This is a genomic window from Caldanaerobacter subterraneus subsp. tengcongensis MB4, from assembly GCF_000007085.1.
Classification (GTDB): Bacteria; Bacillota; Thermoanaerobacteria; order Thermoanaerobacterales; family Thermoanaerobacteraceae; genus Thermoanaerobacter; species Thermoanaerobacter subterraneus.
On record NC_003869.1, the window covers coordinates 1,769,411 to 1,794,267 of the forward strand.

The window sequence follows — 24,857 nt, forward strand, 5'->3', positions numbered from 1 at the left end:
CCTAGACCATTTTAATTCTCTTAGAAAGCCTTACAGACATCAATGCCTTTGCAATCTCTTCCTTTTCATGTATTATACCGATTTCCACTTTGCTAAAATTATTGCTCATCTCTATAACCCTAGCAAAAACTTCAATAACGTCTTCTGTCCTCATCGGCTTTATAAAATACACAGAAAAATTATCCAGCACTGCATCATACCTTTTGTTCTGTGTAATAGCAAAAATACCCGTTTCACACATCAACATCATCAAAGCACTGCTGCTTACAGTTCCAAACTGATTAATCATTGTAGAAGGGACTTTTCCTTTAAACTTCACTCCATTCTCTATTTTTTCCATCTCAAAGTCCCTAAAGATGGTATCCTGAATAGCCTCACTTATCTGCGGCTGTTTTGACATGTAATGTAAAGCTTTAATCACATCTTCTCTGCTTATAAGGCCTATAAGTTCTTTGCCCCTTGTCACAGGAAGTATCTCCACATTCCACCATATCATCAAATGGGCAGCATAAGACAGTGTAGTAGTATCTGTCACAAAAACAGGGTTTGGAGTCATTATATCGCCTATCCTATCATCGTCAGAAGCAGTAGCCACATCTCTTGAAGTCACCATCCCTACAAGCATTCCCTTAGAGTCTACCACCGGGAACCGAGTGTGTTTTGTCTCAGCATACAGTCTCTTCCAGTCCCTTACTGTCTGCTGAGGGGTCATATACACAGGATTGTAAGTCATCACGTCACTCACGTACAAAATCTTTTTTCTCGTCATGCTTTCATTTATAGCCTTGTTTATAAGAGTAGCTACAGTAAAAGTATCGTAAGAAGTAGAGATGAGCGGCAATGAAAGCCTGTCGGCTAGTTCTTTTATGTGGGGTAAAGTATCAAATCCCCCTGTTATCATCACAGCCGCTCCAGCTTTCAATGCCGCCTCCTGCGCATCTTCCCTATTACCTATTATTACTAGGTCTCCCGGCGTTATGTATTTTACCATTTCGTCAATAGTCATGGCGCCAATCAAAAACTTTTTAAGTTCCATTTGCATTCCGCCATGACCGCCCAATACTACCCCTTCTACCACATTGGTTATAACTTCATATGTAAGCTTGTCAAACAGGGGTTCTTTTTGTTTCCTCCTTATAGTTCCAACACGAGGAATTGTACTCACTAGCATCAATTTTTCTGCATCTTTTATAGCTTTGTAAGCAGTCCCTTCGCTTATCTTTAAGGTTTGTGCCAGCCCTCTCACTGAAATTTTAGTACCTTCTGGCAGCTTCTTTATGTACTCCAAGACCATTTCATTTTTTGTCATTCCCATCATCCTTTTACACAAAAAAGGTTTCTGAAAAGAAACCTTTTTTGTTTACTCTTCACCGAACTTTGATTCGATGAGGTCAACTAAAGCTTTTATAGCCTCCTCCTCATCGTCTCCCTCAGCACTCAACTTCACTACATTGCCCTGGGAGACCCCTAGAGACATTATTCCCATAATGCTTTTAGCATTTACCTTTTTATTATCTTTTTCTACCCAAATCTGGGAAGAAAATTTACTGGCTGTTTGGACAAATAAAGCCGCAGGTCTTGCATGAAGCCCTGTCTTATTTTTGATTTCAATAGTAACTTCTTTCATTACTGAACTCTCCTCTCTTTTAATTTGTTTGAAATTTCTTCAATTTTCCTAAGCCTGTGGTTCACCCCTGACTTGCCCACAGGAGGAACCAACATTTTGCCTAATTCTTTTAAGCTGAGGTCAGGGTATTTAACCCTCAGCTCTGCTACCTCTCTCAAACTCGGGGGCAAATAATCAAGTCCAACAGTTTTTTTAATGTAATTTATACTTTCTATCTGCCTTAGAGAAGCATTAATAGTCTTTGTCAAATTCGCAGTCTCGCAATTGACTATTCTGTTCACATTATTCCTCATTTCCTTGTAAATCCTCACGTTTTCCAGATTGAGAAGAGCATTGTGAGCCCCCATTATGTTCAAAAGGTCTACAATCTGTTCTCCTTCTTTTAAGTATACTACATAACTATTTTTTCTTGCAATAACCTTGGAATTCAAATTAAAAGAATTAATCAAATTGCTCAAATCCTGCCCGTGTTCAAGGTTGTGAGTCACAAATTCCAAATGATAGGCTTTTTCAGGGTCACTAATTGAACCACCTCCCAAAAAAGCTCCTCTTAAATAAGCTTTTTTCATCTTCACAGTCCTTATAATTTTTCTATCTATTCCATAGTTCAATTTTACATGTCCTCTTTCTCTATTCAATATCTTAGTCTCTTCTAAAATATCTCTCACAGCTTTGGTGTCACTCACAAACAAAATATATGTCAATGCCTTTTTTAAATATTTCCCTCTCCTTACCATTACCTCAGGTGCTACTTTAAAAAGGTCTTTTAAAAGTTTAAAAGTTAAGCGAGCCACTGAAGCATTTTCTGTGCTCAAAGTAAGAGATAGTTTATTATTTCCATAAAATGATACACTTCCTATCATTCTAATTATAGCAGCCAACTCTGCAATTTTGCTTTCCCTATCCTCAGGATAAATTCTTGATAATTCGTTTTTTGTATCTGAAGAAAAAGACATAGAGACCACCTCACCGGCTTATCATTATTATACTACATATTTTTGAAAAAAAAACCCCTCCTTAAAAAGGAGGATGGTTTGTTGACAAAGTCCTTATCTTTCAAGTGGTAATTTTGTCAACACTCTACCCTCCTTAAGATAGTGTCAAGATACTGTAGGATTTTTTTAAGACAACCCCTGAAACTTAATTAATTCAGGGCTTCGTTTTATCATGTTCTTTATATAACTTGTGCATATTTTAATGCTCTTAAAACCCTATATATTGGCGTTACTTTCCCTATATTCAAAACCGTAATATTGTTTATTTTTTCATTTGTAGACGTTTTAACTCTCCTTACTGCCTCTTTTATTTGCTTCTCTGTTAATTTGTAACTTCCTGCATTTATATTCTTTTTCTTGCCCCACTCTACTTCTCTTAAGTCTCCTCCATTCTTGCTAAATACCCTTAATTTCGCCATTAACTTTAATCCTTCTCTGCTCCACCCTAATGGATTCCTGCTAAGTCTTGCAGAAAATACATGGCTTATATGCCCTTCTGCACTGCACCCTATTACATCTTCGTCTTCACTGTATATCTTTATCCCTTCCCAATTGTTTAGTATGTATCTCTTCGCTTCCTTTATCTTTTCTTTTTCTTTCTCTTCTTTTGCTATCTTTATTAACTCACCAAATATTTTCTTCACTCCTTCTTTATCCCCTTCATTTATTGCTCTCCATATCTTATCCCTATACTTTGGCTCTTTTGATGTTGCTTTTAATACGTATTTGTTTAAATGATATCTGTCTAACACAAACCTTGATTTTACTATCCATTCTAATCCCTCTTTTATCCATGGTGCTCCATCTCCTGCTATGTATATCTTCTCTATCTTCTCTTCCTTGTAATTTTCTTCTATGTAATTCGCTACATCTATCCATATGTCTTCTGCTTTCTCTCCTACGTATGCCTTGTAATACACATTCTTCAGTACGTTCCTTCCGTTTTTCTCTTCCCTACCTTCATGTATGTATATCAATCGCGGTGTTTCACTGCTGCCATCTTGTAAAGGTACATGGTCTTCATCTGCTTCTATGTATAAAACCCTTACTTCCTTCTTCTCTTTTATTTCTCTCTTCACCTCTACTTCTCCTATTTCCCTTATTGCGTTTAATACCGTCTGTTTACTTATTTTCTCTGGACATGCTTTCTCGCTACTTTTCTCGTATGATTCTTCTATCGCATTTTCTACTAACTTTATTTTTACTCCCTTTTCTATCCTCTCGTGCCGTCCTATCTCTAATGCATCATCCACTAAATATGTATATCTACCATCCTCCCTTGATTTGTAATATGTCCTCTCATATTCAATATCCCCAAGGACTGTCGTTAATCTCTTTTTATCTTTCCTCTCTACTACCCATTTTTCTTTCCTTCTCTTGTCTTCTTTTATTATCCTATCTAACTCCTCAATAATTGCTTCTATTGCCTCTCTACCTAGTTTGTCCGTAAGTTCTTTTATCCTTGCTACAAGCTCTGTAATATTCATTCCATTCTTTAATAAATCCTCAAAAACATTCATCATTTCCCTAGTGAAATTTAGAGCATTTTGTAGTATAATATCCTCAAAAATATGTTTTTTCACAAGAGACACCCCTTTCGTGTTTTTTGTTTTCCACAATCTATTTTATCACAGGGGTTGTCTCTTGTTTTTTCACTTTAAAAATCCTACGATAATTTTACACTATGCCCTCCTTAAAAAGGAGGAAGCCTTTAAAAAAGAATATTTTCATTATTCTCTCCTTTTTCACGGTATCTCGTATCAAAACCCCTGTAAGCCTTCAACTTCTCATACTCTCCAGCTTCTATCAATTTCTTAATAATTTCTAGCTTACTTGCATCGTAATTTGCGTAAAGTCTTTCATAATCTTTGTAATAATAGTAATCTCTTCCATAGCGGGAGGTATTTTTCATAACATCACCCCTGTTTTCTAAAAAATAGAAGGGAATTAAGATTCCCCTCTATTTTCTACTGTACATATTATTCACATAACCTTTAATTTGCTACTTCAAAATATAGGCAGTGTTAGGCTTAAGATACAGCAAATTGCCACTCCTTTTTAATTCTCCCATTTTTAATATATCCTCTTTTCCTCCCGCCTCTTCTAAAAATATCACTTCCTCTTTGCTGCTGTTGTTTATAATCACCACAATTGAATTTCCTTTATATTCCCTTCTAAAAGCAAACACCCTTCCAACAGCGTACAAAGTGGTGAAATTGCCATACTTAAGTTCTTCATGCTCCTTTCTTATGCGGATGAGCTTTTTGTAAAACTCAAAAAGTCCCTTGTTCTGCTTTTCCTCCTCCCATATCATGCACCTTCTGCAGTCAGGGTCAAATCCTCCCACCATTCCAGCTTCGTCTCCATAGTAGATGTACGGCACTCCCACAAATGTAAACTGGAAAACCAAAGCTAATTTCATCCGCGCCACCATGCCATTTGCGAGAGTCAAAAACCTTTCAGTGTCGTGACTACCTATGAGGTTAAACATGACTCTATTAACGCTATCCATGTGTCTCATAAGCTGCTCAGTTATCAGTGTGTTGAATTTTACAGCACTTATTTTCCTCTTCGCAAAAAAGTCTACAACTGCATTTCTAAAAGGATAATTCATGACAGAGTCAAACTGGTCCCCTCTTAACCACGGAGAAGCATCATGCCACACTTCTCCTACTATTATGGCATCTTTTTTGGCATTTTTTACAACCTCTCTAAACTTTCTCCAGAAGTGATGGTCTATTTCGTTGGCAACGTCCAATCGCCAGCCGTCAATGTCTACTTCTTTAATCCAGTATTCAGCCACTTCCAGTAGGTACTTTTGCACTTCCGGGTTTTTAGTCATAAGCTTAGGCATTCTCCACACATTCTCGCCAAAAGTCTCGTAAGTAGGTTTGGGATGCGTTTTAATGGGCCATTCGTACACATTGAACCAATCCCAGTACTTTGACTTCGGCCCATTTTTAACCACATCCTGAAATGCAAAAAAGTCGTATCCACAGTGGTTGAACACTGCATCGAATATAACTTTTATGCCATTGTCATGACACTTCCTCACCAATTCTTTAGCTTTTTCCGTGTCACCAAAATGAGGGTCTATCGTGTAATAATCCGTGGTGTCGTATTTGTGAGTAGAAGGAGACAAAAATATTGGAGTTAAATAAATGGCATTTATCCCTAACTCTTTTAAATAATCTATTTTGTCGATTATTCCCTGTAAATCCCCTCCAAAAAAAGAATCTGCAGTCGGCTTTTCCCCCCATGGCTTTACGTTTTCGGGGTCATTAGTTCTGTCTCCATTGTTGAATCTGTCTGGAAATATCTGATACACTATGCACTCGTTTGCCCAATCCGGAGGAGAAAATATATCCTTTTCCCTTATATAGGGATAGTGGAAAAAACCCCAGAAGCTATCCTCTGGCCTCTTTTTGAAAAAACCAGCTTCTGTGTAATAAAGTTTTTCTCCCGTTTCTGAAACTAAATAAAAAAAGTACAAAAACCTCTTATTTAATTCAAGAGTAGTCTCATAATAGTCAAAAAGCTCGTTAGTGTGAACTAAGGTCATAGGCTTTATTTTAAATTTGCCCAGCCAGTCATACCTGTCTTTAAAAAGAATGTATACCCTATCCACATCGAAAACTGCCGTTCTCAAGACTATTTTTAATTGGTCTTTATTTACAGGATATGCATAAGGTATATCGCTTTTGTGGAATATAGCCTCTTTTATCATATCTTTCCCCTTTCTACGTGTGTATGTTTATAGTAACTGGAGAGGGACTACTTACAGCTGGCAGTTCTTCACCATCTACACTTATTTTAACAGCTGGTGGATATCCCATCAATATAGTTATGTCATTTTTAACTTCAAAAGTTTTCATCATGCCAGCTGTCATCAAACCCTCGTACACCACATTCCCATCTACTTTTATACTAAACCAGCACTTTTCGCCTACCATGTTGATTTCAACCTTGTAAGATTGAGAAGCAGGAGATATTTTGTATTCTATTTTTTTGGAGGTTTCTGAAACCTTTTCTATCACAGTCTTTGGAGAAACAGTGGAAGTCACATTCTCTTGAGTAGAAGGTGCAGAAGGAGTTTCATTTTTTTCAGGCACAGTTTGTGAAACTTCCTGTTTAGGAGGGAGTGGCGCAAGCCCTTTCTTTATCTGGGCGAAAAAATAATAAAATCCATATCCAATAATGCCTATTATCAAAATAGATACTAAAGCCTTTTTCAAAGCTGAAAAAAGCCAAGACAAATCCAAAGTGGTTTTTTTATAGCTCTTAGCCTTGGACAAATTTTCCTCTTCCTTTTCTTTGAAGAGGTATTCGTACTTTTTCACAATTTCATTGCCATCAAGCCCCAAAGCTTCTGCATAGCTTTTTACAAATCCCTTGGCATAGACCATAGCAGGCATTACGCTGAAATCCCCGTCTTCAATAGCCTTTAAATATCTTGTCCGAATTTTAGTTATTTCCTGAATTTCTTCCAGAGTCATGCCTTTTTTAAGCCTTTCGCTCTTTAAAAATTCTCCTAATTCGTTCATTACCTATCACCCCCTTGCCAAACCATCCACTATATATATTCCACACAAAATACAATTTTCCTCCATTAATTTTCATAAACCTCTTCTTTTGTATAAAAGGTCTACGAAAGCCTCTATTCTGGTCTGATAACCTGCTTGCCCGGTATTTTCATCATACACTAATGACATTACTGGAATGTCGTAATCCCGACTTACTTTGGCAATTATCCCTTGTGCTATTATCTCAGGGGTGCAGGTAAAAGGAAGGATGTGAATCACTCCGTCATATTTTAGTTTAGCATATTTCACAGTATTTGCAACAGTATTAAGTCCATGACCTCCTATATCTCTCTCAAGGTAACCTCTGGCATTTTTCTTAAACTCCAGCCTCTGAGGCAGTTTAAAAGCGCTGTTTATAAGGTAATCAGATAGGTACTCTGTTTTTGTCACCTCCACTCCAAGTTCATTTAGAGTTTTCCCTATGTTCATATTAGTAGAAGGCTCCAACAGCATGTATATTTCCCCTACTAAAGCCACCCTAAGCTGTATTTTCCTTTTTACATTGGCATTTTGCTTTATCTTATTCATCCCCTCAGAAAGGATTTGATTTACTTCTCTGGCATTTTGAGCCTTTTCTAACTTTTTTATGTACTCCTCATATATCTTAGTAGTAATGCCAGGCGCATCCTCATGAGCTCTTTGTATCAATAAAAATTTTTCTAACTTGTCCGCTGCAATCATCTTCTTCACTGCCAGCATAAAAGACTTCAAAGCCACCTTCCAATCCACATTGGGAAAATGGGAAGCCAATTCCTTTAAAAAATCTTTCACCCTCCCATGGGGTGGATCGAGGATAATCATTTCAAAATTATATCCCAAATCTTTTAAAATCTCCCTCTGAACCTGGCCGTAATACCCAAACCTGCAGGGTCCTATCCCCCCAAGCATTACAATCGTGTCAGCCCCCTTTTCCAAAGCCTCTATGAAATTGCCGACATTGATTTTAAAAGGAAGGCAGACAAATTCGTGAGAATTTCTCACCCCTAAAGTTAACGTTTTGTTGCTGGAGGGAGGAGGGTCTATGACCTCTATTCCTATCCCTTCAAACATAGTCTTTAAAATCATATTCAAAGAACCCATGTGAGGATATGTAATTTTCACACCACCACCGCCTTTTTATTAAACCTTAAAAGGTCTACAAAAGCCTCTAACCTAGTCATAACTCCTGCTTCTCCTGTATGCTCATCTATAGTAAGCAGCATAAAAGGCAAATTCTTTTCCCTTTTATAAAATCTCTCAAGAAGCTCCTCCGTCATAGAATTGGGACCACATCCGAAAGCTGACACCATAATAACTCCGTCAACTCCTTTCTTCTTTAAAAAGTACATCCCTGCCCCTAGAATATCTCTTTCGTACGTCCAAAATATATCTTTTGGAAGAAATGCCACTCCCTCTAATATTGAAGCTTTGTTAAGCATCTCTACAGTAATCACTTCCGCTCCCATATTTCTTAATTTTCCAATTAACTCCATGCTTATGTATTCATCCATGATGTTATAAGGATGGGAAAGCAGCGCTATTTTCAAATCGAACCTTCTTCTTTCTTCTCTTACTTTTACTTTCCCTTCCTCCCACATTTTCAAAGCTTCTAAATTTGTAAACCCTTCTTTCAGCAAATTTTCAAACCTCCTCTGCTCCTCCATCCCTTTTAGATAGGCTTTTAAAGCATCCCCCTTTGTCCTTCCAAACATTTTCCCAGCTCTTATAAATTCTCTTTTTGTAAATTCTTCATCTTTGTAGTAGTTAACCTCAATGTCTATAACAGGCGGCAAATCCTTTATTAAACTTTTTATAAAGTCAGGTAGCCCCAAAAATTTAGAGCACAAGTATTTCTTTTTCTCTACACTTACAATTCTAGGTATAAAAATATAATCCACTCTTCTTTCTTTTAAATCCATCACATGGCCTACATAAGTTTTAACAGGCAAACAAGCATCTTCAACGCTGTTCTTTACGCCATCGTCCACAATTTTTTTATTCGTATTCTGTGAAGTAATTACTTTGGCCCCCAGCTCTTCAAAAAATGTCTTCCACATGGGATAAAAATCGTAATACAAAAGCCCTTTTGGTATGCCTACTATTTTTCCCATTTTTAACCTCCTCCATTGCAAATACACTATCTATTTTTCCCTAAAAGAAATAAAAAAATACCGGACAAAATCCGGTATTTACAAATTGTTCCATGTGTAACAATTTTTATCCTTTCACAGCCCCTGCAGCAAGACCTGCCTGCAAGTATCTCTGCAATACCATAAATAGTATTACAAGTGGTAGTGAAGCCATCACAGAAGCAGCCGCAAATTGAGTCCAATGAGCTGAAAATTGGTTAGTTATAAATCTTTGAAGTCCTAATGCTATTGTATAGTTTTCAGGTGATTTTAATACAGCACTGGACAAAATAAATTCACTGTACACTCCCATGAAACTAAATAAGAATATCACTACGAGCATAGGGGTTGCCAGTGGAAGTATTATTTTTGTGAAAATCTGCCAGTGAGTGGCTCCGTCCACCAAAGCGGCTTCATCCAGCTCTTTTGGAAGGCTATCAATATACCCTTTTAAAAGCCATATGCTAAAAGCGCTGCTTCCTGCCATCACCAGCATCAAAGCATATAGATTGTCTAATAAATTTAACTTCGCCATTATCCCATATATGGCTGGCAATGCCATAAAGGTTGGAAACATCTGAAGTATTAAAAGAGTCTTTAAGCCATTTTTTCTTCCCGCAAATTTCATTCTGCTGAAAGCATAGGCAGAAGTAGCTGTTAAAAACAGCTGAATAGTTGCTACCCCCACACTTAAAATCATACTGTTTTTTACCCAGAGCAAAAAATTAGTTTTCTTTAATACAGTGGTGTAATTTTCAAAAGTGATGTGGCTAGGAAAAATCGCTCCAGAAAAGAAAGCATCTCCTGGCGCAAAAGAAGCTCCCACTACCCACGCCACCGGAAACATCATCACAATTATCACTGCCCATATGATGAGGCGGCTTATCCACAGAGAAACTTTCTCATGGGGTTTTAATCTTTCTCTATACTGAATTTTCCTTGCCGGCTTTTGAGCTTGGGTCCTCACACTTGCATATTCCACTTTAATCCACCTCCTTAAAAGCACCTGTAAGCCTCATGTTGAGAAGGCTTAAAGTACCTATGATAAGGAATATGATTATAGAAAGAGCCGCTGCCAAATCATAGCGGTTTGCCTGCATTGTCAATTTATAAGCAGCACTCACTAGTATATCCGTATGCCCTGCAAAAGAAGTGTCAGTTCTAGGTGGTCCTCCTCCTGTGATGAGGAAAGCTGTTCCAAAGTTATTGAAATTATACGCAAAGGAAGATATTATCAAGGGCAATGTAGAAGAAGTGAGCATCGGAAGAGTTATCTTAGTAAGCTTCTGAAACCACGAAGCCCCGTCAATATCCGCCACTTCATAAAGTTCTGGCGGAATAGCCTGTAATGCCCCAAGGGAGGCATTCATCATAAAAGGATAACCCATCCATACGCTCACCATTATAATAGCAACTTTTGCCCAAAAAGGCTCTAAAAGCCAAGGTATCATGGGTAAGTGCAGTTTTTGAAGTATTAAATTTATACCGCCGTACTGCTGGTTTAAAAGTCCTGTCCAGGTAAGAACTGCAATAGTACCAGGCAGCCCCCACGGTATAATCAAAATAGCTCTGTAAAAATTCGTCTCCCACATATGTTTGTTATTTAAAATTACTGCTAATAAAAGTCCAACAATATAGCTTAGCAATGTCGCTGATAAGGCGTAAATTACAGTCCACACAAAAACAGGTGCAAAAACATTTTTAAAAGGTCCTGTCAGTATGTCGACAAAATTTTTAAAACCTACAAATTGATAATTCTTAAAGTGATACAGATTAAAATTAGTAAAAGCGATGTAGATAGTGTATGCCATTGGAGCAAAGCTTAAAACAGTCATAGAAAGTATTGCTGGAGACAAATAGGCATAAGGTCTTAGCTTATCTTTCAACGATTTATGCTGGTTCATCCTGTACCTCCTTTCCCTTAAAAAAAGGGGCATAAAGCCCCTTTTTACTGCATTGTAGCAATTCCCTGTTTAATTTGTTTTACCATATCGTCAGCTGCTTTGTCAACAGGCACTTTTCCTGAGGTTATAAGCTGCAGCGCATTACCAGCAGGTGTCCATACCTGGCTCATCTGAGGAATATTTGGCATTGGAATAGCATGCTGTGCCTGTTCAGCAAATGCACTTAGTATCTCGTTGCCCTTAACTTCTGGATTGTCCAGCAAGGACTTAATCACAGGAATTCTGTTTCCTGTCTCAAACAATGGAAGCCCTGTATTTTCAACCAAGTACTTCATCAAATCCCAAGCTTCTTTCTGATGCTTTGAATTTGCGCTCACAAATGCAGCCTGCACACCTGCAAAAGAAGGAGTTGGCTTGCCATCAATTTTGGGAAGTGGTGCAACTTTAAATGGAACATTGGCTTTCTTGAATCCGTCCACATCCCATGGACCGCTTATATAAAGTCCAATTTTGCCACTCTGGAAGTTACCTTTTGCCATGTCATAGTTTATATCTGGAGGCATGAATTTATATTTCTGAACAAAATCTTTTATAAGCTCTAACCCTTTCTTTGCGCCTTCGTTGTTGAGCCCTATGTCGTTTGGATCAAGTCCGCCTCCTGTGTCTTTAAAAACATATCCGCCATACGCTGCGATAAAAGCAAAGCTGAAATAGAAGTTATTGACGTCATACTGGAACCCTACTTCTTTCCCCAATTTAATCAAGTCATCTAATGTAGCTGGAGGAGTTTTGACTTTATCCGTATTGTAGAAAAGGGCATAAGTTTCCATAGCAATTGGCACTGCATACATCTTTCCATCATAGGAAACAGCGCTTATGCTCATTGGCACATAGTCATCTTTGTTTATAACTCCCTCTGGAACCTCAGCTAAAAGTCCTGCCTTTTGGAAAGTTCCCAAGTTGTCATGGGGCAATCCAAACATTATGTCTGGCCCTTTACCGCTTTGAGCAGCTGTAGCAAAAGCTTGGAAATCGCTCTGGTCTGCTAGAACTTTGACCTTGTTTCCTGTCTGTTCAGCCCATTTGTTAGCAATTTCTTGAACTTTTGCTATTTCAGGGTCTGTCAAGTGGGACCATACTATCAATTCTACAGGTTCCTTTTTCTGCTCTGCTGTCTGAGTCTGTGATGACTGACTTTCACTTGTCTTGCTGCCGCCGCCACAGCCAGTCAGAGCAATTGACAGCACAAACACCATTGCTGTCAACAACGCAAGTATTTTTGAATACTTCTTCATACAAATCCTCCTCTTAAATTGGTTTTATAATAATTTGGGGTGCACCCCAAAATTTTACTTCGCTTTCACATTTGTCCACACACTTACGCTGTCCCCAGGTAAAGTCAAACCTTGCACTAGGTTTTCTCCATTGCCTTTTGTGACTTTTAACTCAACACCCTCCAACAGACCTTTAAGGTAGTCTTTATAAATTCCCTTCCTCAAAGATGTTTTTACTGCCTTAACAGTAGTTTTCTCTCCTTTATTTATCGCAACCAGCACCACATCTTTTCCATACTGCCTTTCATAAATATACACATCGTCAGAAATATACCTTGCCGTAGTAGTTCCATACTGTAGGGCTGGAGTGAGCTGCCTTAACCTTGACAGCTCTTTTATCAATGTATAAGCCTTTGTGCTCTCATCGAACTTTTCCATCATTGGTCTATTATACGGGTCATTACCGCCATTTGTGTCGTTATGAAGGTACTGCTCAGTGCCATAGTATATTACAGGTATCCCTCGAGTCGTCATTACAAAAGCAATAGCTTCGTGTAATTTATCCTTGTCATTGTTCAAGGACAGAAATCTAGGCATGTCATGGTTGTCTATAAAAGCAACCAGCTTATAAGGATTTTCGTAATCTTTATTGGTATCCTCTAACGTGTCATTTAACCTCTCAAATCCGTACCCCTTGCCAAATACATCTCTTATAGCACCGTTTAACATAAAATCCAGGACAGAAAAGCCGGTAGTATTAGCAAACTGTATATTATACCCATACAACGGGTCAGTAGGACCGCTTAACATCCATTCACCAAAAAGAAGCACATCCTTTTTAATACTGTAAATAGTGTTAGCAAAGCTTTTCACCCACTCCATAGGCATATGCTTTGCAGCATCCAGCCTTACTCCATCAATTTCATGATTAAACCATAACTTAATAGAGTCTTTTAAGTATTTATCAACAATAGGGTTGCTCTGGTCCAAATCTGCCAAATCAAACAAATTTTTATCCTGAAGTTCCTTTAAATTATTCCAGTTGCTTATGCTGCCATTGTGGTGAAAAAGCTTAAGTGAATCATTACTGTAAGTACCTAATAGCTTCCCATCGTCATATAATGCGCCATTTTCTGCAAAATCAGGATTTTCTTCATCGGCAGGGCTCGTGTGATTTGGCGCAAAATCTAAAATCACTTTTATTCCATTCTCATGCGCAACCTTTACAAAATTGTCAAAGTCCTCCCATGTACCAAAGTGTTCTTCTACTCTTTTGAAATCTCTTGCCCAGTATCCGTGATAGGGGGCATTAATCTCGCCATTATATACGGCTGGTTTATTTATATTATCCACTACTGGAGAAATCCAGATAGCAGTGACCCCCATCCCCTTTATATAAGGGATTTTTTCTGTCAGTCCTTTCAAATCCCCTCCCCAGTACATCCTCCAGTTGGTATGGGTGGGGTCAAACATTCCTTTGCTCACTTCTGGGTCGTCATTTGAAGGGTCTCCGTTGTAAAACCTATCCACCATAACCTGATATATGACTTCTGACTTTGGGGCTTTTGCCTCTTGCTTGCTACTGCACCCACTAAAGAACAGCAAAATTGCTGCAAAAAGCGCCACAAATGCTTTTAAATTTTTTCTCATCTCTTTCCCCCTTACACTTTTAATACCATAATATTACAGCAATCGCTTTCCTGAAATGCAATTAAAAAAGAGCAAAGTAGAAAATTTTATTGCAATCGCTTGCGCTATCGTTTCAATAATATTGTATATCTTATTTAGACGAATGTCAATAGATTTTTTTGTACAAGATGGACTAAAAATTAAACTTAACTTATCAAATCTACAATAATCTCTGCAAGCTTTTGCTCATCATGCCTTATATATTCCTGCTTTATAGTTACCAAGTCTTCTTCAACAACTTTTATACCCATTTTTTCTATCTCCTCTTTGTCATATTTCACGGGCTCAGATAAATCTCTTATATAGCGCTGCCTGTACTCCTCAGGGATTTCACCTTTGTTCACAATCACATAGTCCAAAGACTTAAGCCCATGGTCAAAAAGAGCCTTTATATGGTCAGTAGCAGTATACCCCAAAGTCTCACCCGGCTGTGTCATTATATTACATACATATATTTTTATGGCTTTAGATGTTTCAATAGCATCACAAATTCCATCTACCAAAAGGTTCGGAATAACACTTGTATACAAACTCCCCGGCCCTAACACTATCGCCTCGGCATTCAATATATCCACTAAAACTTCTTCAAAAGGAGCAGCAGGAGAAGGTTCCAAATATATTCTCTTTATTCTGCTGTTTTCTTTTTGCTGTATCTCAGGTATTTTGGACTCTCCTCTTATAATAGTACCATTTTCCAGCTCAGCGACAAGTCTCACATCTTCCACTGTAACAGGCAAAACCTTTCCTGACACAGCTAATACTTCACTCATCCTCTTGACAGCCTCTTCAAAACTGTTAGAAATTCCTATCATTGCAGCCAAAAACAAATTTCCAAAACTCTGCCCCTTTAACATCCCCTCTGTAAATCTGTACTGGAGAAGCTGTTCCATTGTAGGCTCTGTGTTTGCCAAAGCCAATATGCAATTTCGTATATCTCCAGGAGGAAGTATACCTAAGTCTTCTCTCAAAATTCCCGACCCTCCTCCATCATCTGCCACTGTCACTACAGCAGTTATATTTGTTGTGAAAAGCTTGAGCCCTCTTAACATAGTAGAGAGCCCTGTACCTCCACCAATCGCCACAATGCGAGGCTGTTTTCGCATAAATATCTACTCCTCTCCAATGTCTCTGTGATTCACCACAACAGAATAATCCTCTTTTTTTAAAAGGTCATAAAGGGCATTGGCAATCGCAACAGACCTGTGCTTTCCTCCTGTACAGCCAATTGCTATTACAAGCTGTGATTTCCCTTCTCTAACATAATATGGAATCAAAAATTTGATCATGTCTCCCAATTTTTTCAAAAATTCCTTCGCTTCTTCCCACTTCATCACATATTCTTTTACTTTCTCGTCATTTCCAGTTAAAGGTCTCAGCTCGTCAATATAAAAAGGATTAGGTAAGAACCTCACATCAAACACAAGGTCAGCCTCAAGAGGTATTCCGTACTTATAGCCAAAAGACATAACATCAATTATAATTCCCTTAAATTTTTTCCCTTTTAGGAAGATATTAGATAACTCCTCTTTTAATTGAGAAGAAGTCAAATTAGAAGTGTCTATAATATAATTAGCAATTTTCCTTATATCTGAAAGCCTTTTTCTTTCTTCGTTTATACCGTCAACTATTCTCCCTTCTTCAGATAAAGGATGTCTCCTTCTGGTCTCTTTAAACCTTTTTATCAAAACCTCATCAGAAGCCTCTAAAAACACTATCTCGTAATCGTAGTTATTTTTTTTCAAAAAGTCCAAACTGGAATAAATATCTTCAAAAAACTGCCCTCCTCTCAAATCCATCCCCAAAGCTACCTTGTCAATATTTTTTGATTGATAAAACAAATCAGCAAGTTTTGGTATTAAGGCGGGAGGAAAATTATCTATGCAAAAAAATCCCATATCCTCCATCGCCTTTAAAGCCTGCGTCTTTCCTGCACCGGAAAGCCCTGTTATTATCACAAACCTCATAATTTATCACCTCTCGGCGTTTATCACGTCTTCCTCAGTGAGTCCAGCCTCTTTCGCAATTTGTATTCCCTTTTTAAAATCCCCCACCCTAGAAGGAGTATGGGCATCGCTGTTTATGACGAATTTACATCCTTCTTCCTTTGCTATCTTTACATACTCCACTGTCAGGTATCCGTGACTCGAGTTAATCTCCAGTGCTGTTCTACTTTCTTTTGCTGCTCTGGCCAATTTTCGCGTATCAATATCCACCTTTGCTCCAGGATGAGTTATTATATCAATTCTATATTTTTTTATTGCTTTTACCATCGCTTCTGTATTTTTCTCTCTCACCTCTTCTTTAAGATAACCTGTATACTTTGACACCATATTTTTACCAAAAAGGTCAATGGCGTCTTTAAAACTTTTCGGTACTATTCCAGTGTGGTACCCCACAAGCAAAATATCTAGATACTTCAGAAGTTCATCGGGAACATCAATATCCCCTTCTATACTTATCAAATTCGCTTCCACTCCCATCAGTATTTTTATCTGAGAGTATTTTTCCCTAAGCCTGTCTATTTCATCTCTCATTTTCTTAAAGTCTTTTTTTCTCATGCCATAAAACACATGAGCAGGGCCATGGTCAGTAATAGCAATAGCCTTAAGCCCAAGCTCTACCGCTTTTTTCACATTTTCTTCTATTGTCCCTTTGCCGTGGCTGTATATCGTATGGGTGTGATAATCTGCAAAAATCCTCATTTGTTCTCTCTCCTATTTTTCCCCCACAATTTTTATCTCAGGCATAAGCTCAACTCCAAATTTCTCTTTTACTACTTTCTGGATATACTCAATCAAGTTGAGCACATCGTAAAAAGTCGCATTCCCAGTGTTTATAATAAATCCCGAATGTTTTTCTGAAACTTTAGCACCCCCGATCGAGTACCCTTTGAGCCCCGCATCTTCAATAAGCTTTCCTGCATAGTACCCTGGAGGCCTTTTAAAAGTGCTCCCTGCACTGGGATAATCTAAAGGCTGTTTTTCTTTTCTCCTCTGATTTAGTTCCTCCATCTTCTTTTTTATCTCTTCATAATTCCCTCTTTCAAGAGAAATCCAGGCTCTCAAAACTATCCATTCTTTTTCTTGCAAAATGCTATATCTATAAGAGAACTTCATTTCCTGATTGGAAAGAATCAATATATTGTTATTTTCATCTAAGACTTCTACCTTTTCTACCACGTCCTTCATCTCAGACCCATAGGCACCGGCATTCATCACTATGGCCCCACCCAAAGTGCCAGGTATGCCACTTGCAAATTCAAAACCGGTAAGCTCATGTACCAATGCTACATTTGCAATATAGGACAGGGAAGCTCCTGCTTCTGCTATTATCTTAGTTCCTTCTACAATGACATTCCTCAAAGAACTAAGTTTTACAACCACGCCTCTTATACCTTTTTCACTTACCAGCAAATTAGTGCCATTCCCTAGAATAAAAAAAGGTATTTTTTCCTGTCTTAAATATGCGATGAGATTAATAAGTTCGTCTCTGCTTCCCGGAACAGCTAGTACATCAGCTGGCCCTCCTATTTTAAAAGAGGTATGCCTTTTCATTGGCTCATTTAAATATAATTTCCCCTCTTTTAAAATTTCTTTCAATTTATCAACAAGTATCTCAGCCACTGTACCACTCCTCAAAATTAAAAATCAAAAAATTATTCCATCTATAGTCTATCAATTACATGTTAATTTCATTCCATGTGCAATTTTATAATACCACTTTTTATTTACAAAATAAATAGGAGGGATAGCCCCTCCTTTCATGCGTTGTAACATACCTTAAACCTTTTTGTAACACACCCTTCTGCATCGTACATGCTGACAACCGCCGTGCATTTTTTTATTTTTATCTCGCAATTGCAGTCCCTGCAAAAATAGAGGTTATTTCCTATCTTGCCCACATTAGTACTCTTGCAATTTGGGCATTCCATAAAGTAATCACCTCTTCATTACCAACAATCTTCTCAAAATTTTGAATATTTTATGTACACACCCTACTTTTGTCCATTAAATATTATACCACATAATGCAAATAGGAAATAGTCTAATATTTTGGACTTTTTCTTACATTTTCTTAATATTTCTCCTCTTTTTATTCTTTTTCTCCGAACCTTCTACCCCCTCCACAAATGCTTCGGGGAATATTTTTTATAATACAGAACTTTGTCAATTGAAAATAAAAAAATAATCTTAAAAGTCAAATTTATTGTAGTAAATACTACGCTTGAAATTTATTTGGACATTGAGGAAAAAGTTCCTTTAGAATAAATAAACACAAGTCGTTTGCCCTACATTTCTAATTCCCTCTTTATTCTCGCAACAATAGAATCGGCAGCTTCAAATCCCATATTTATACATTTTTCTGCCTGGTCAAATCTATACCAGCGTATATTATCGACATTAGGTTTTATTGTATAAACCCGTTTATTTCCCTCCATTTTTTCAAGATTCTTATTAGAATTGTCTTTTAACAATTTAATAGCGGTTGTTGTAATAGATATGATTTCAGGTAAAGGCCTTTTTATATTAAAATACTTTTTTATTGGCAGCACTTTCTCACTATTAGCTAAAGAATAAAAAAACCTTTCGAAAAAGCCCATATCAATGCTTGAGCTTACATCGCAATTTATAATTATGTCTGCTCCCAAGCTAGCTGCTAATTCTATTGCCTCAGAATCAACAATTGATCCATCAACTAACTTGGTTCCATTGTACTCCACAGGTTCAAAAAAGGCAGGGATAGAAATGCTTGCCCTTATAGCTTTTATCAAGTCTCCCTCTTTAAATACTACTCCCTTTCCTGTTTGAATATCAGTAGCCACAATATATAGAGGAATATTAAGTTCCTCAAAACTTTCTTTCACATAACCCCGCAAATATTTCTCTATTTTTTCACCCTTTACTAAGCCGGTTCGTGAGGCTTTAAAATCCAATAAACTTATAAATTTTAACATATTAATCTTTTTTGCATCACTTATAAGTTTGTCTACATTATGTCCTGAAGCATAGATTGCTCCTATTATCGCTCCCATACTTATGCCTACTATAAAATCAATAGGAATATTTTCTTCTTCAAATCTTTTTAGTATACCTAAGTGCGCATATCCTCTTGCTGCTCCACCGCCCAGTATAAGTCCTACTCTTGGTCTCATTTCCCATCACCATTTTTACTCAAAGATAATTTGTATGGCATTTAACGCATCCAAAATTTCATTTTCATTAGAATCTAAAATCACTTGAATTCCCGTACCAAACATTGCACCAAGTATCATCCTCGCCACTGCTCGTGGAGAATAATTTCTAAAATTCTCTCCTAAAGCACTGTTACTTAGAATTTTTTCCTCAATCATTTTAGATAAGTCATTAAATAAATCTTTTAATAAACTGTTAAAAGAAGAGGACCACATAGCTAAACCTGTAAAATCGTACAACAGTTTAAAAAGTCCTGGATTATTTTTTAAAAGGTCTTTAAAAAAATTCACTAAGGATAGCATCTTATCTTTTGCAGTTTCTCCCATACTCAAAGCTTCATTTATTTCTTTTAAATATTTATTTATCATCATCTTTATTACCTCTGTAAAAAGCCCTTCCTTACTGCCAAAATAATAATGCAATTGGCTTAATACAACACCAGCTTCCTCTGCAATGTCTCTTAAGGAAACATTAGCATATCCTTTAGTTGAAATACACTTATATGCAGCATTTAATATTCTTTGCGATTGGTTTTTACCTTCCATCTTGGATTTCCCCTTTTGAAGTTTATTTATTAAAGCCGCCCAGATCGGAAAATAGAAATTGCTAAACCTAAAACTATGACAAAAGCTATCGCTAAACCAATCTTTAAAATTATCCCATTAAGCTTATACATTTCTGCACCAGCATTAGCACTCATTCCTGACCCTATTAAAATCCCTGCAATGACAATACTTAAAGCCAAAAGTATAATACTGGTGGAAAGCCGATTAAATACCTTATCAACCCGTTTCTCTAAATTTTCAAGGTCTCTTATTTTCAATTCTATAGCATAATTTTCTTCTTCTGTTTTCCTTAAAAAATTCAATAAAAACGATGGCAACTCCTTTATCAATCTGCTATAATCCATTGTGGCATTTATTATCTCTTCTTTCATATGTTGAGTAGAAAACATTTTAGGTATCAACTGCTTTGCAATTGGTTTTGCCACTTCTAAAACGCTAATTTTGGGATCTAACTTTTCTACTATTCCCTCTAACGTTATAAGGCTTTTAGCCAGCATATTAAATTCATTGGGAATTACAATATTATACGAAAATACAAGGTCAAATATCCCATTGAGGACTTCCCCAACTTTGAGCTTTTCTAACGGTATTTCAACATATCTATCTCGCAAATTATTTATGTCTTTTTCTAGCTTTTTCATATTGACATTTAGAGTCACAGCATTTAAATCTATAATGCTTTCAATAATCATCCTGCTATTTTTGTAAACAATCCCCAACAACATTTTAGAAAACTGTCTTTTCCTTTCTGGACTTAAGCTACCTACCATTCCAAAATCTAAAAATGCTATTGTCCCATCCTCTAGCACCATAATATTTCCCGGATGAGGGTCTCCATGAAAAAAACCATCCCTTAAAATCTGATTCAATACAGATTTTGCAAGGTTTCTTGCAATTGCACCGCGGTCTAATCCAGCCTCATCAATTGCATTAAAATCATTTAACGGAATGCCACCAATGTATTCCATCGTCAATACACGTCTTGTCGTATGGGTCCAGATTATAGAAGGAATTTTGACTTTTTTGTCTTTTAAAAAATTCTTTTTGAACTTTTCTGCGTTTTCCCCCTCTATTCTAAAATCTAATTCCTCTTCCAATCTCTTTTTGAAGTCTTCTACCATTTTTGTAAAATTGTATATTTTTCCATATTTTGTATGATTATCAACAAATTTGGCAATATCTTCTAATATCCTCATATCTTGGGCTATGATTTTTTCTATCCCTGGCCTTTGAACCTTGACAACAACAGTTTTGCCTGACCACAACAAAGCCTTGTGAACTTGTGCTATAGAAGCCGCCGCTAGAGGAGTAGGTTCAAATTCAGCATAGGCTTCCTCCAAACTTTCGCCAAATTCATTTTGTATAACTGATTTCACCTCATCAAAAGAAAAAGCAGGAGCTTTGTCCTGTAATTTTTCCAATTCTTTTATTATATCTTTTGGCAAAATGTCAGACCTTGTGCTTAAAATCTGCCCCATTTTTATAAAAGTAGGTCCTAATTCTTCAAGAGCAAGTCTTAATCTTTCTCCACGGGAAAGTTTCGCAATATTTTCATCATTTGTTTGCTTCAAGATTTTTCTTCTTACATTTATATGTTTTAAAATTCCAATATTGTCAATTATAGCACCAAACCCGTATTTGATGAATACGAAAATTATTTCTCTATATCTTCTTAAATGTTGCATTATTTCACACCTGTCATCAAAATTTTATAGTTACTTATTTTTCTGTGTTTTGCATTTCCTCCAGCACTTTTCTGACTTCCTCACGAACAATACTTTTTATCTCTTCCCTAGTAACAATATCTTCCTTTTTGGCAACATTCATGTAGCCTAACGTTTCAGCAACTGCGTCTTTAATCATTTTTCTCAATTCTTCCTTCTGTTCTTCACCTTTTTTTACCAAGTCTTTTACCATTTTTTGTGCATCTTCTCTTGCAACTTCTCCTCTATCTACAAGTTCTTCTACTATTTTTTCTATTTTCTCTCGTGATAATGCAAATAATCCCAAACCAAAATTGATAGATTTTTCAAGCAAACTTGTCATATATATAACCCCTTTCAAAATTAATTCGGACATCCGTCCTAATATCTCTATTAATATTATATACTAAAATTTCCTAAAGTCAATATGGAATTTTATTACTCCTCCAACAGCTCTTTTACAACTTCTATACCGTTTAATTTCATGTGATACAAAAACATGGTATGTATCAAATTGCCATCATGAGGCATTATTTTGAGGGATTGAGCAGTTTTTACAGATGTATCATAGGTTTCAACGCAATTTTCCGGTACAATTACATTTACTTTAAGATTATTGGCATTTGCAATCATTTTTATAGACATAGCCGTCTGGTAAACGCATAAATCAGTACAATCTCCTACAACGATAAAAGTAGATTTTCCTTCCTTTATCATTTCAACAACTTTCTTTAAAAACTCATTCCCGCCTTCTAATTCCCCTCCAAAAAACACATTCAACGAATTTTTCTCCACAATCACAGGTTCTCCTTCAATTATTTCTTTTAATTCGTCAACAATTTCACTCTCAAAAGTGCCTTTTACACAGTGAGGTGGAAATTCTCCAAATTCAACTGCATCTGAAGGATGAGCGTCATTTAAAAAGAACACATTTTTTATCCCCATTCTGTAGCAGGCCTTTAATAAATTCTTTATAGGTTCTATTATGCCTGCCACTCTTGGACTAGCTAATGGACCGCTTTTACAAAAACCGTTTAGCATATCCACAACCAAAACTGAAACCTTATCCTCTCCACCAGCATTGTATATTACACTGCTCAAGCTTTTTTCTTCAAGGTTGCTATAAAAGTCAAAAAGGTAATTTAAAAATGGCCTGGTGTTATACAAAAAGCTATCAAAATTCATAAAAAATTACCCCCTCTAATCAACTCTTTTGCCAAAATTATACCACAAAAATACTTAATCCAGTACATTGAAAAAAGTTTCTCTTGCCACAGCTAAAAGCCTCCCATCTTCTGCATAGGCTTCACAAACTGCCACAGTAGTTTTACTCCCCGCATGAACTATTTTGCCTTTGGCTTTCACTTTTTCCCCTACTCTTACTGGGGAAAGGTAATTTATATTCATCTCAATAGTTATCACCTGTTTACCTACTGTCCTTGCCGCCATACCCATAGTGATATCCATCACTGAAAAAAGCACGCCTCCATGAGCAATATTAAGAGGATTAAGGTGCTTTTCTTCAATTTCTATTTCTGTCACAGCATAGCCTTGTCCCAGTTCTACCACATGAACTCCTATTAACTGATGAAAATTTGTATCCCTGTTCACTTTCAAAAGATCTTCAAAAAGTTTCTCATCTATTCCGCTGTTTATTGCCTTCACCTTTCCGCCCCCTCTTTTTTAAGTTGCTCTCTTTATTATAGCATAAAAAATAGCAGGACATTTTATCCTGCCTCAGAGTGCTGACAAAGTCCTTATCTTTTAAGTGGCATTTTGTGTTAATGCTCCGGAGTTACAAAGCGACAAAACTAAGGCTCGCTTTTCGAGCTCCAGCGGGGTTCCGGCCAATTCGCCTTACGGCTCAACGTGGCCACTCGCTTTCGCTCGCCCTGCCTCCGCTCTCAAGCTCGCCAAGTTTTGTTACCGCTTTGTAACAAGTCGCATTTACATACAAAATGCCACTTCTCTGAGTTTGTCATCAGTCTGAGATGAGCTAGGGCAAAACCCCAGCTCATCTTCTTTTAAGAAAAGTGGCAATTGCAGGTATCACTGAAATCACAATTATAGCAATAGTAACCAACCCAAAATGGTCCTTGACTATTTTCAAATTTCCAAAAAAGTATCCTCCCAAAGTAAAAAGAGAAACCCAGAGAATTCCGCCAAATGCGTTGTAAAACAAAAACCTAAAACATCTCATCTGGCCAATTCCTGCAACAAAAGGGACAAAGGTTCTGATGATAGGGATAAACCTTCCTACCACAATAGTAATAGCGCCGTACTTCTCATAAAAATCACGAGCTTCCAGTAAATGCTCTTTTTTTATCCATCTCAAATTTTCACTCTCATAAATTTTTTCACCTATAAACTTACCTATATGGTAATTAACCGTATCTCCCAATATTGCAGCAGAAGCTAAAAGCACAATCACATAGTACACGTTCAGACTCCCTATCGCAGCAAAGGTCCCTGCAGCAAATAAAAGCGAATCACCTGGGAGAAAAGGGGTCACTACAAAACCCGTCTCAAGAAAAATGATAAAAAACAAAAGGCTATAGGTCCATGTGCCATAAGTTTGAATTATCGTTCCAAGATATTTATCCAAGTGAAGTACAATATCTACAAAATTTTTTACGATGTCCATTAACTTCATCCTTCCATATATATAGTCCTTTTCAATTATACTATATATATGAAAGGTTGTGTGAAAATACGAGAAATTTTAATCAAAATTTAATCTTCTTCGTTATACCAGCCATGCCTGTGCCTCATTCCACCGTGACCCCTCATATCCTCCCCGTATACTTTGTAATTTCCTCCTTCTACCCTTATAGCCTTGCCATTTACCAATGCATCAGCTATCTTCTGCCTAGCAGAAGTTATTATTCTAAAAAAAGTTGGCCGAGATACCTTCATCATATCGGCACATTCTTCCTGTTCCAACCCTTCTAAATCCTTCAGCCTGATAGCCTCCAGTTCTTCTACTGTGAGTATCACTTCTTCCAGCATAGAAAGCGGAATCCCTACTGGTTTAAAATAAGTAACATTTGGTTCGCTTCTAACCCATCTCCACTTCGGCGGTCTTGGCATTTTATCACACCCTACTATTTTTATAAATTGCAATTACTTTAATATTTTATACTTTCTGCGAAAAAATATCAATCCCTCATGAAATCCGATAGTGTCAAGATACTGTAGGATTTTTTTAAGACAACC

The 24,857-nt window shown here is 37.0% G+C and carries 26 protein-coding genes; all 26 read right to left on the reverse strand.

Features of this window, described 5'->3' with window-relative positions; genetic code table 11:
• Position 1: 1 nt before the first annotated feature.
• Positions 2-1,309, reverse strand: a complete 1,308-nt coding sequence (locus tag TTE_RS08735; RefSeq protein WP_011026007.1) for a DRTGG domain-containing protein — start codon at positions 1,307-1,309, stop codon at positions 2-4.
• 51 nt (positions 1,310-1,360) lie between these two features.
• Positions 1,361-1,627, reverse strand: coding sequence for an HPr family phosphocarrier protein (locus TTE_RS08740; protein ID WP_011026008.1), 267 nt, complete (start codon positions 1,625-1,627; stop codon positions 1,361-1,363).
• Complete coding sequence (whiA, locus tag TTE_RS08745; RefSeq protein ID WP_011026009.1) at positions 1,627-2,583, reverse strand: DNA-binding protein WhiA; 957 nt, start codon at positions 2,581-2,583, stop codon at positions 1,627-1,629. Before whiA ends, TTE_RS08740 begins: the two co-directional genes overlap by 1 nt.
• Before the next feature lie 218 nt (positions 2,584-2,801).
• Positions 2,802-4,205: an ISLre2-like element ISTte3 family transposase gene (locus TTE_RS08750; protein WP_011024560.1), complete on the reverse strand. Its 1,404-nt coding sequence runs from the start codon at positions 4,203-4,205 to the stop codon at positions 2,802-2,804.
• Positions 4,206-4,333: 128 nt separating this feature from the next.
• A complete protein-coding gene (locus TTE_RS13940; protein WP_011026010.1) occupies positions 4,334-4,534 on the reverse strand; it encodes a hypothetical protein in 201 nt (66 codons plus the stop codon).
• 90 nt (positions 4,535-4,624) lie between these two features.
• Positions 4,625-6,349, reverse strand: coding sequence for a glycoside hydrolase family 13 protein (locus tag TTE_RS08760; protein WP_009611031.1), 1,725 nt, complete (start codon positions 6,347-6,349; stop codon positions 4,625-4,627).
• A gap of 13 nt (positions 6,350-6,362) precedes the next feature.
• Positions 6,363-7,166 (reverse strand): helix-turn-helix domain-containing protein, encoded by an 804-nt coding sequence (locus TTE_RS08765; RefSeq protein ID WP_011026011.1) that lies wholly within the window; start codon positions 7,164-7,166, stop codon positions 6,363-6,365.
• A 72-nt stretch (positions 7,167-7,238) separates the two neighbouring features.
• Positions 7,239-8,306 (reverse strand): 2-hydroxyacyl-CoA dehydratase, encoded by a 1,068-nt coding sequence (locus TTE_RS08770; RefSeq protein ID WP_011026012.1) that lies wholly within the window; start codon positions 8,304-8,306, stop codon positions 7,239-7,241.
• Positions 8,303-9,295, reverse strand: coding sequence for an acyl-CoA dehydratase activase-related protein (locus TTE_RS08775; RefSeq protein ID WP_011026013.1), 993 nt, complete (start codon positions 9,293-9,295; stop codon positions 8,303-8,305). The genes TTE_RS08770 and TTE_RS08775 overlap by 4 nt, the downstream gene beginning before the upstream one ends.
• Before the next feature lie 106 nt (positions 9,296-9,401).
• Complete coding sequence (locus TTE_RS08780) at positions 9,402-10,295, reverse strand: sugar ABC transporter permease (RefSeq protein WP_009611027.1); 894 nt, start codon at positions 10,293-10,295, stop codon at positions 9,402-9,404.
• Position 10,296: 1 nt separating this feature from the next.
• Entirely contained in the window at positions 10,297-11,217 is a 921-nt protein-coding gene (locus TTE_RS08785; RefSeq protein ID WP_041587183.1) for a carbohydrate ABC transporter permease, read from the reverse strand.
• Positions 11,218-11,261: 44 nt separating this feature from the next.
• Positions 11,262-12,512 (reverse strand): sugar ABC transporter substrate-binding protein, encoded by a 1,251-nt coding sequence (locus TTE_RS08790; RefSeq protein ID WP_009611026.1) that lies wholly within the window; start codon positions 12,510-12,512, stop codon positions 11,262-11,264.
• 54 nt (positions 12,513-12,566) lie between these two features.
• Positions 12,567-14,141 (reverse strand): alpha-amylase family glycosyl hydrolase, encoded by a 1,575-nt coding sequence (locus TTE_RS08795; protein ID WP_011026014.1) that lies wholly within the window; start codon positions 14,139-14,141, stop codon positions 12,567-12,569.
• Positions 14,142-14,326: 185 nt separating this feature from the next.
• On the reverse strand, positions 14,327-15,283 hold the full coding sequence (gene yvcK / locus TTE_RS08800) for a gluconeogenesis factor YvcK family protein (RefSeq protein ID WP_011026015.1): 957 nt from the start codon (positions 15,281-15,283) through the stop codon (positions 14,327-14,329).
• Positions 15,284-15,289: 6 nt separating this feature from the next.
• A complete protein-coding gene (rapZ, locus tag TTE_RS08805; protein ID WP_009611021.1) occupies positions 15,290-16,144 on the reverse strand; it encodes an RNase adapter RapZ in 855 nt (284 codons plus the stop codon).
• Positions 16,145-16,150: 6 nt separating this feature from the next.
• The gene (locus tag TTE_RS08810) at positions 16,151-16,882 is read right to left on the reverse strand and encodes a PHP domain-containing protein (RefSeq protein WP_009611014.1); all 732 of its coding nucleotides are present in this window, start codon (positions 16,880-16,882) and stop codon (positions 16,151-16,153) included.
• Between the two features lie 12 nt (positions 16,883-16,894).
• The gene (murB, locus tag TTE_RS08815; protein WP_011026016.1) at positions 16,895-17,803 is read right to left on the reverse strand and encodes a UDP-N-acetylmuramate dehydrogenase; all 909 of its coding nucleotides are present in this window, start codon (positions 17,801-17,803) and stop codon (positions 16,895-16,897) included.
• Positions 17,804-17,940: 137 nt separating this feature from the next.
• Complete coding sequence (locus TTE_RS14035; protein WP_011026017.1) at positions 17,941-18,111, reverse strand: hypothetical protein; 171 nt, start codon at positions 18,109-18,111, stop codon at positions 17,941-17,943.
• 357 nt (positions 18,112-18,468) lie between these two features.
• Complete coding sequence (locus tag TTE_RS08820; protein WP_009611015.1) at positions 18,469-19,332, reverse strand: patatin family protein; 864 nt, start codon at positions 19,330-19,332, stop codon at positions 18,469-18,471.
• 15 nt (positions 19,333-19,347) lie between these two features.
• Positions 19,348-19,917, reverse strand: a complete 570-nt coding sequence (locus TTE_RS08825; RefSeq protein ID WP_011026018.1) for a TetR/AcrR family transcriptional regulator — start codon at positions 19,915-19,917, stop codon at positions 19,348-19,350.
• A gap of 29 nt (positions 19,918-19,946) precedes the next feature.
• Positions 19,947-21,623, reverse strand: coding sequence for a 2-polyprenylphenol 6-hydroxylase (ubiB, locus tag TTE_RS08830; RefSeq protein WP_004401600.1), 1,677 nt, complete (start codon positions 21,621-21,623; stop codon positions 19,947-19,949).
• 34 nt (positions 21,624-21,657) lie between these two features.
• Positions 21,658-22,017 (reverse strand): phasin family protein, encoded by a 360-nt coding sequence (locus tag TTE_RS08835; protein WP_028986124.1) that lies wholly within the window; start codon positions 22,015-22,017, stop codon positions 21,658-21,660.
• Positions 22,018-22,079: 62 nt separating this feature from the next.
• Positions 22,080-22,826: a cysteine hydrolase family protein gene (locus tag TTE_RS08840; protein WP_009052954.1), complete on the reverse strand. Its 747-nt coding sequence runs from the start codon at positions 22,824-22,826 to the stop codon at positions 22,080-22,082.
• Positions 22,827-22,880: 54 nt separating this feature from the next.
• Complete coding sequence (locus tag TTE_RS08845) at positions 22,881-23,306, reverse strand: PaaI family thioesterase (RefSeq protein ID WP_011026020.1); 426 nt, start codon at positions 23,304-23,306, stop codon at positions 22,881-22,883.
• A gap of 349 nt (positions 23,307-23,655) precedes the next feature.
• Positions 23,656-24,285, reverse strand: a complete 630-nt coding sequence (locus TTE_RS08850) for a VTT domain-containing protein (protein ID WP_011026021.1) — start codon at positions 24,283-24,285, stop codon at positions 23,656-23,658.
• 89 nt (positions 24,286-24,374) lie between these two features.
• Positions 24,375-24,731, reverse strand: a complete 357-nt coding sequence (locus tag TTE_RS08855) for a DUF134 domain-containing protein (RefSeq protein ID WP_011026022.1) — start codon at positions 24,729-24,731, stop codon at positions 24,375-24,377.
• Positions 24,732-24,857: the final 126 nt, after the last annotated feature.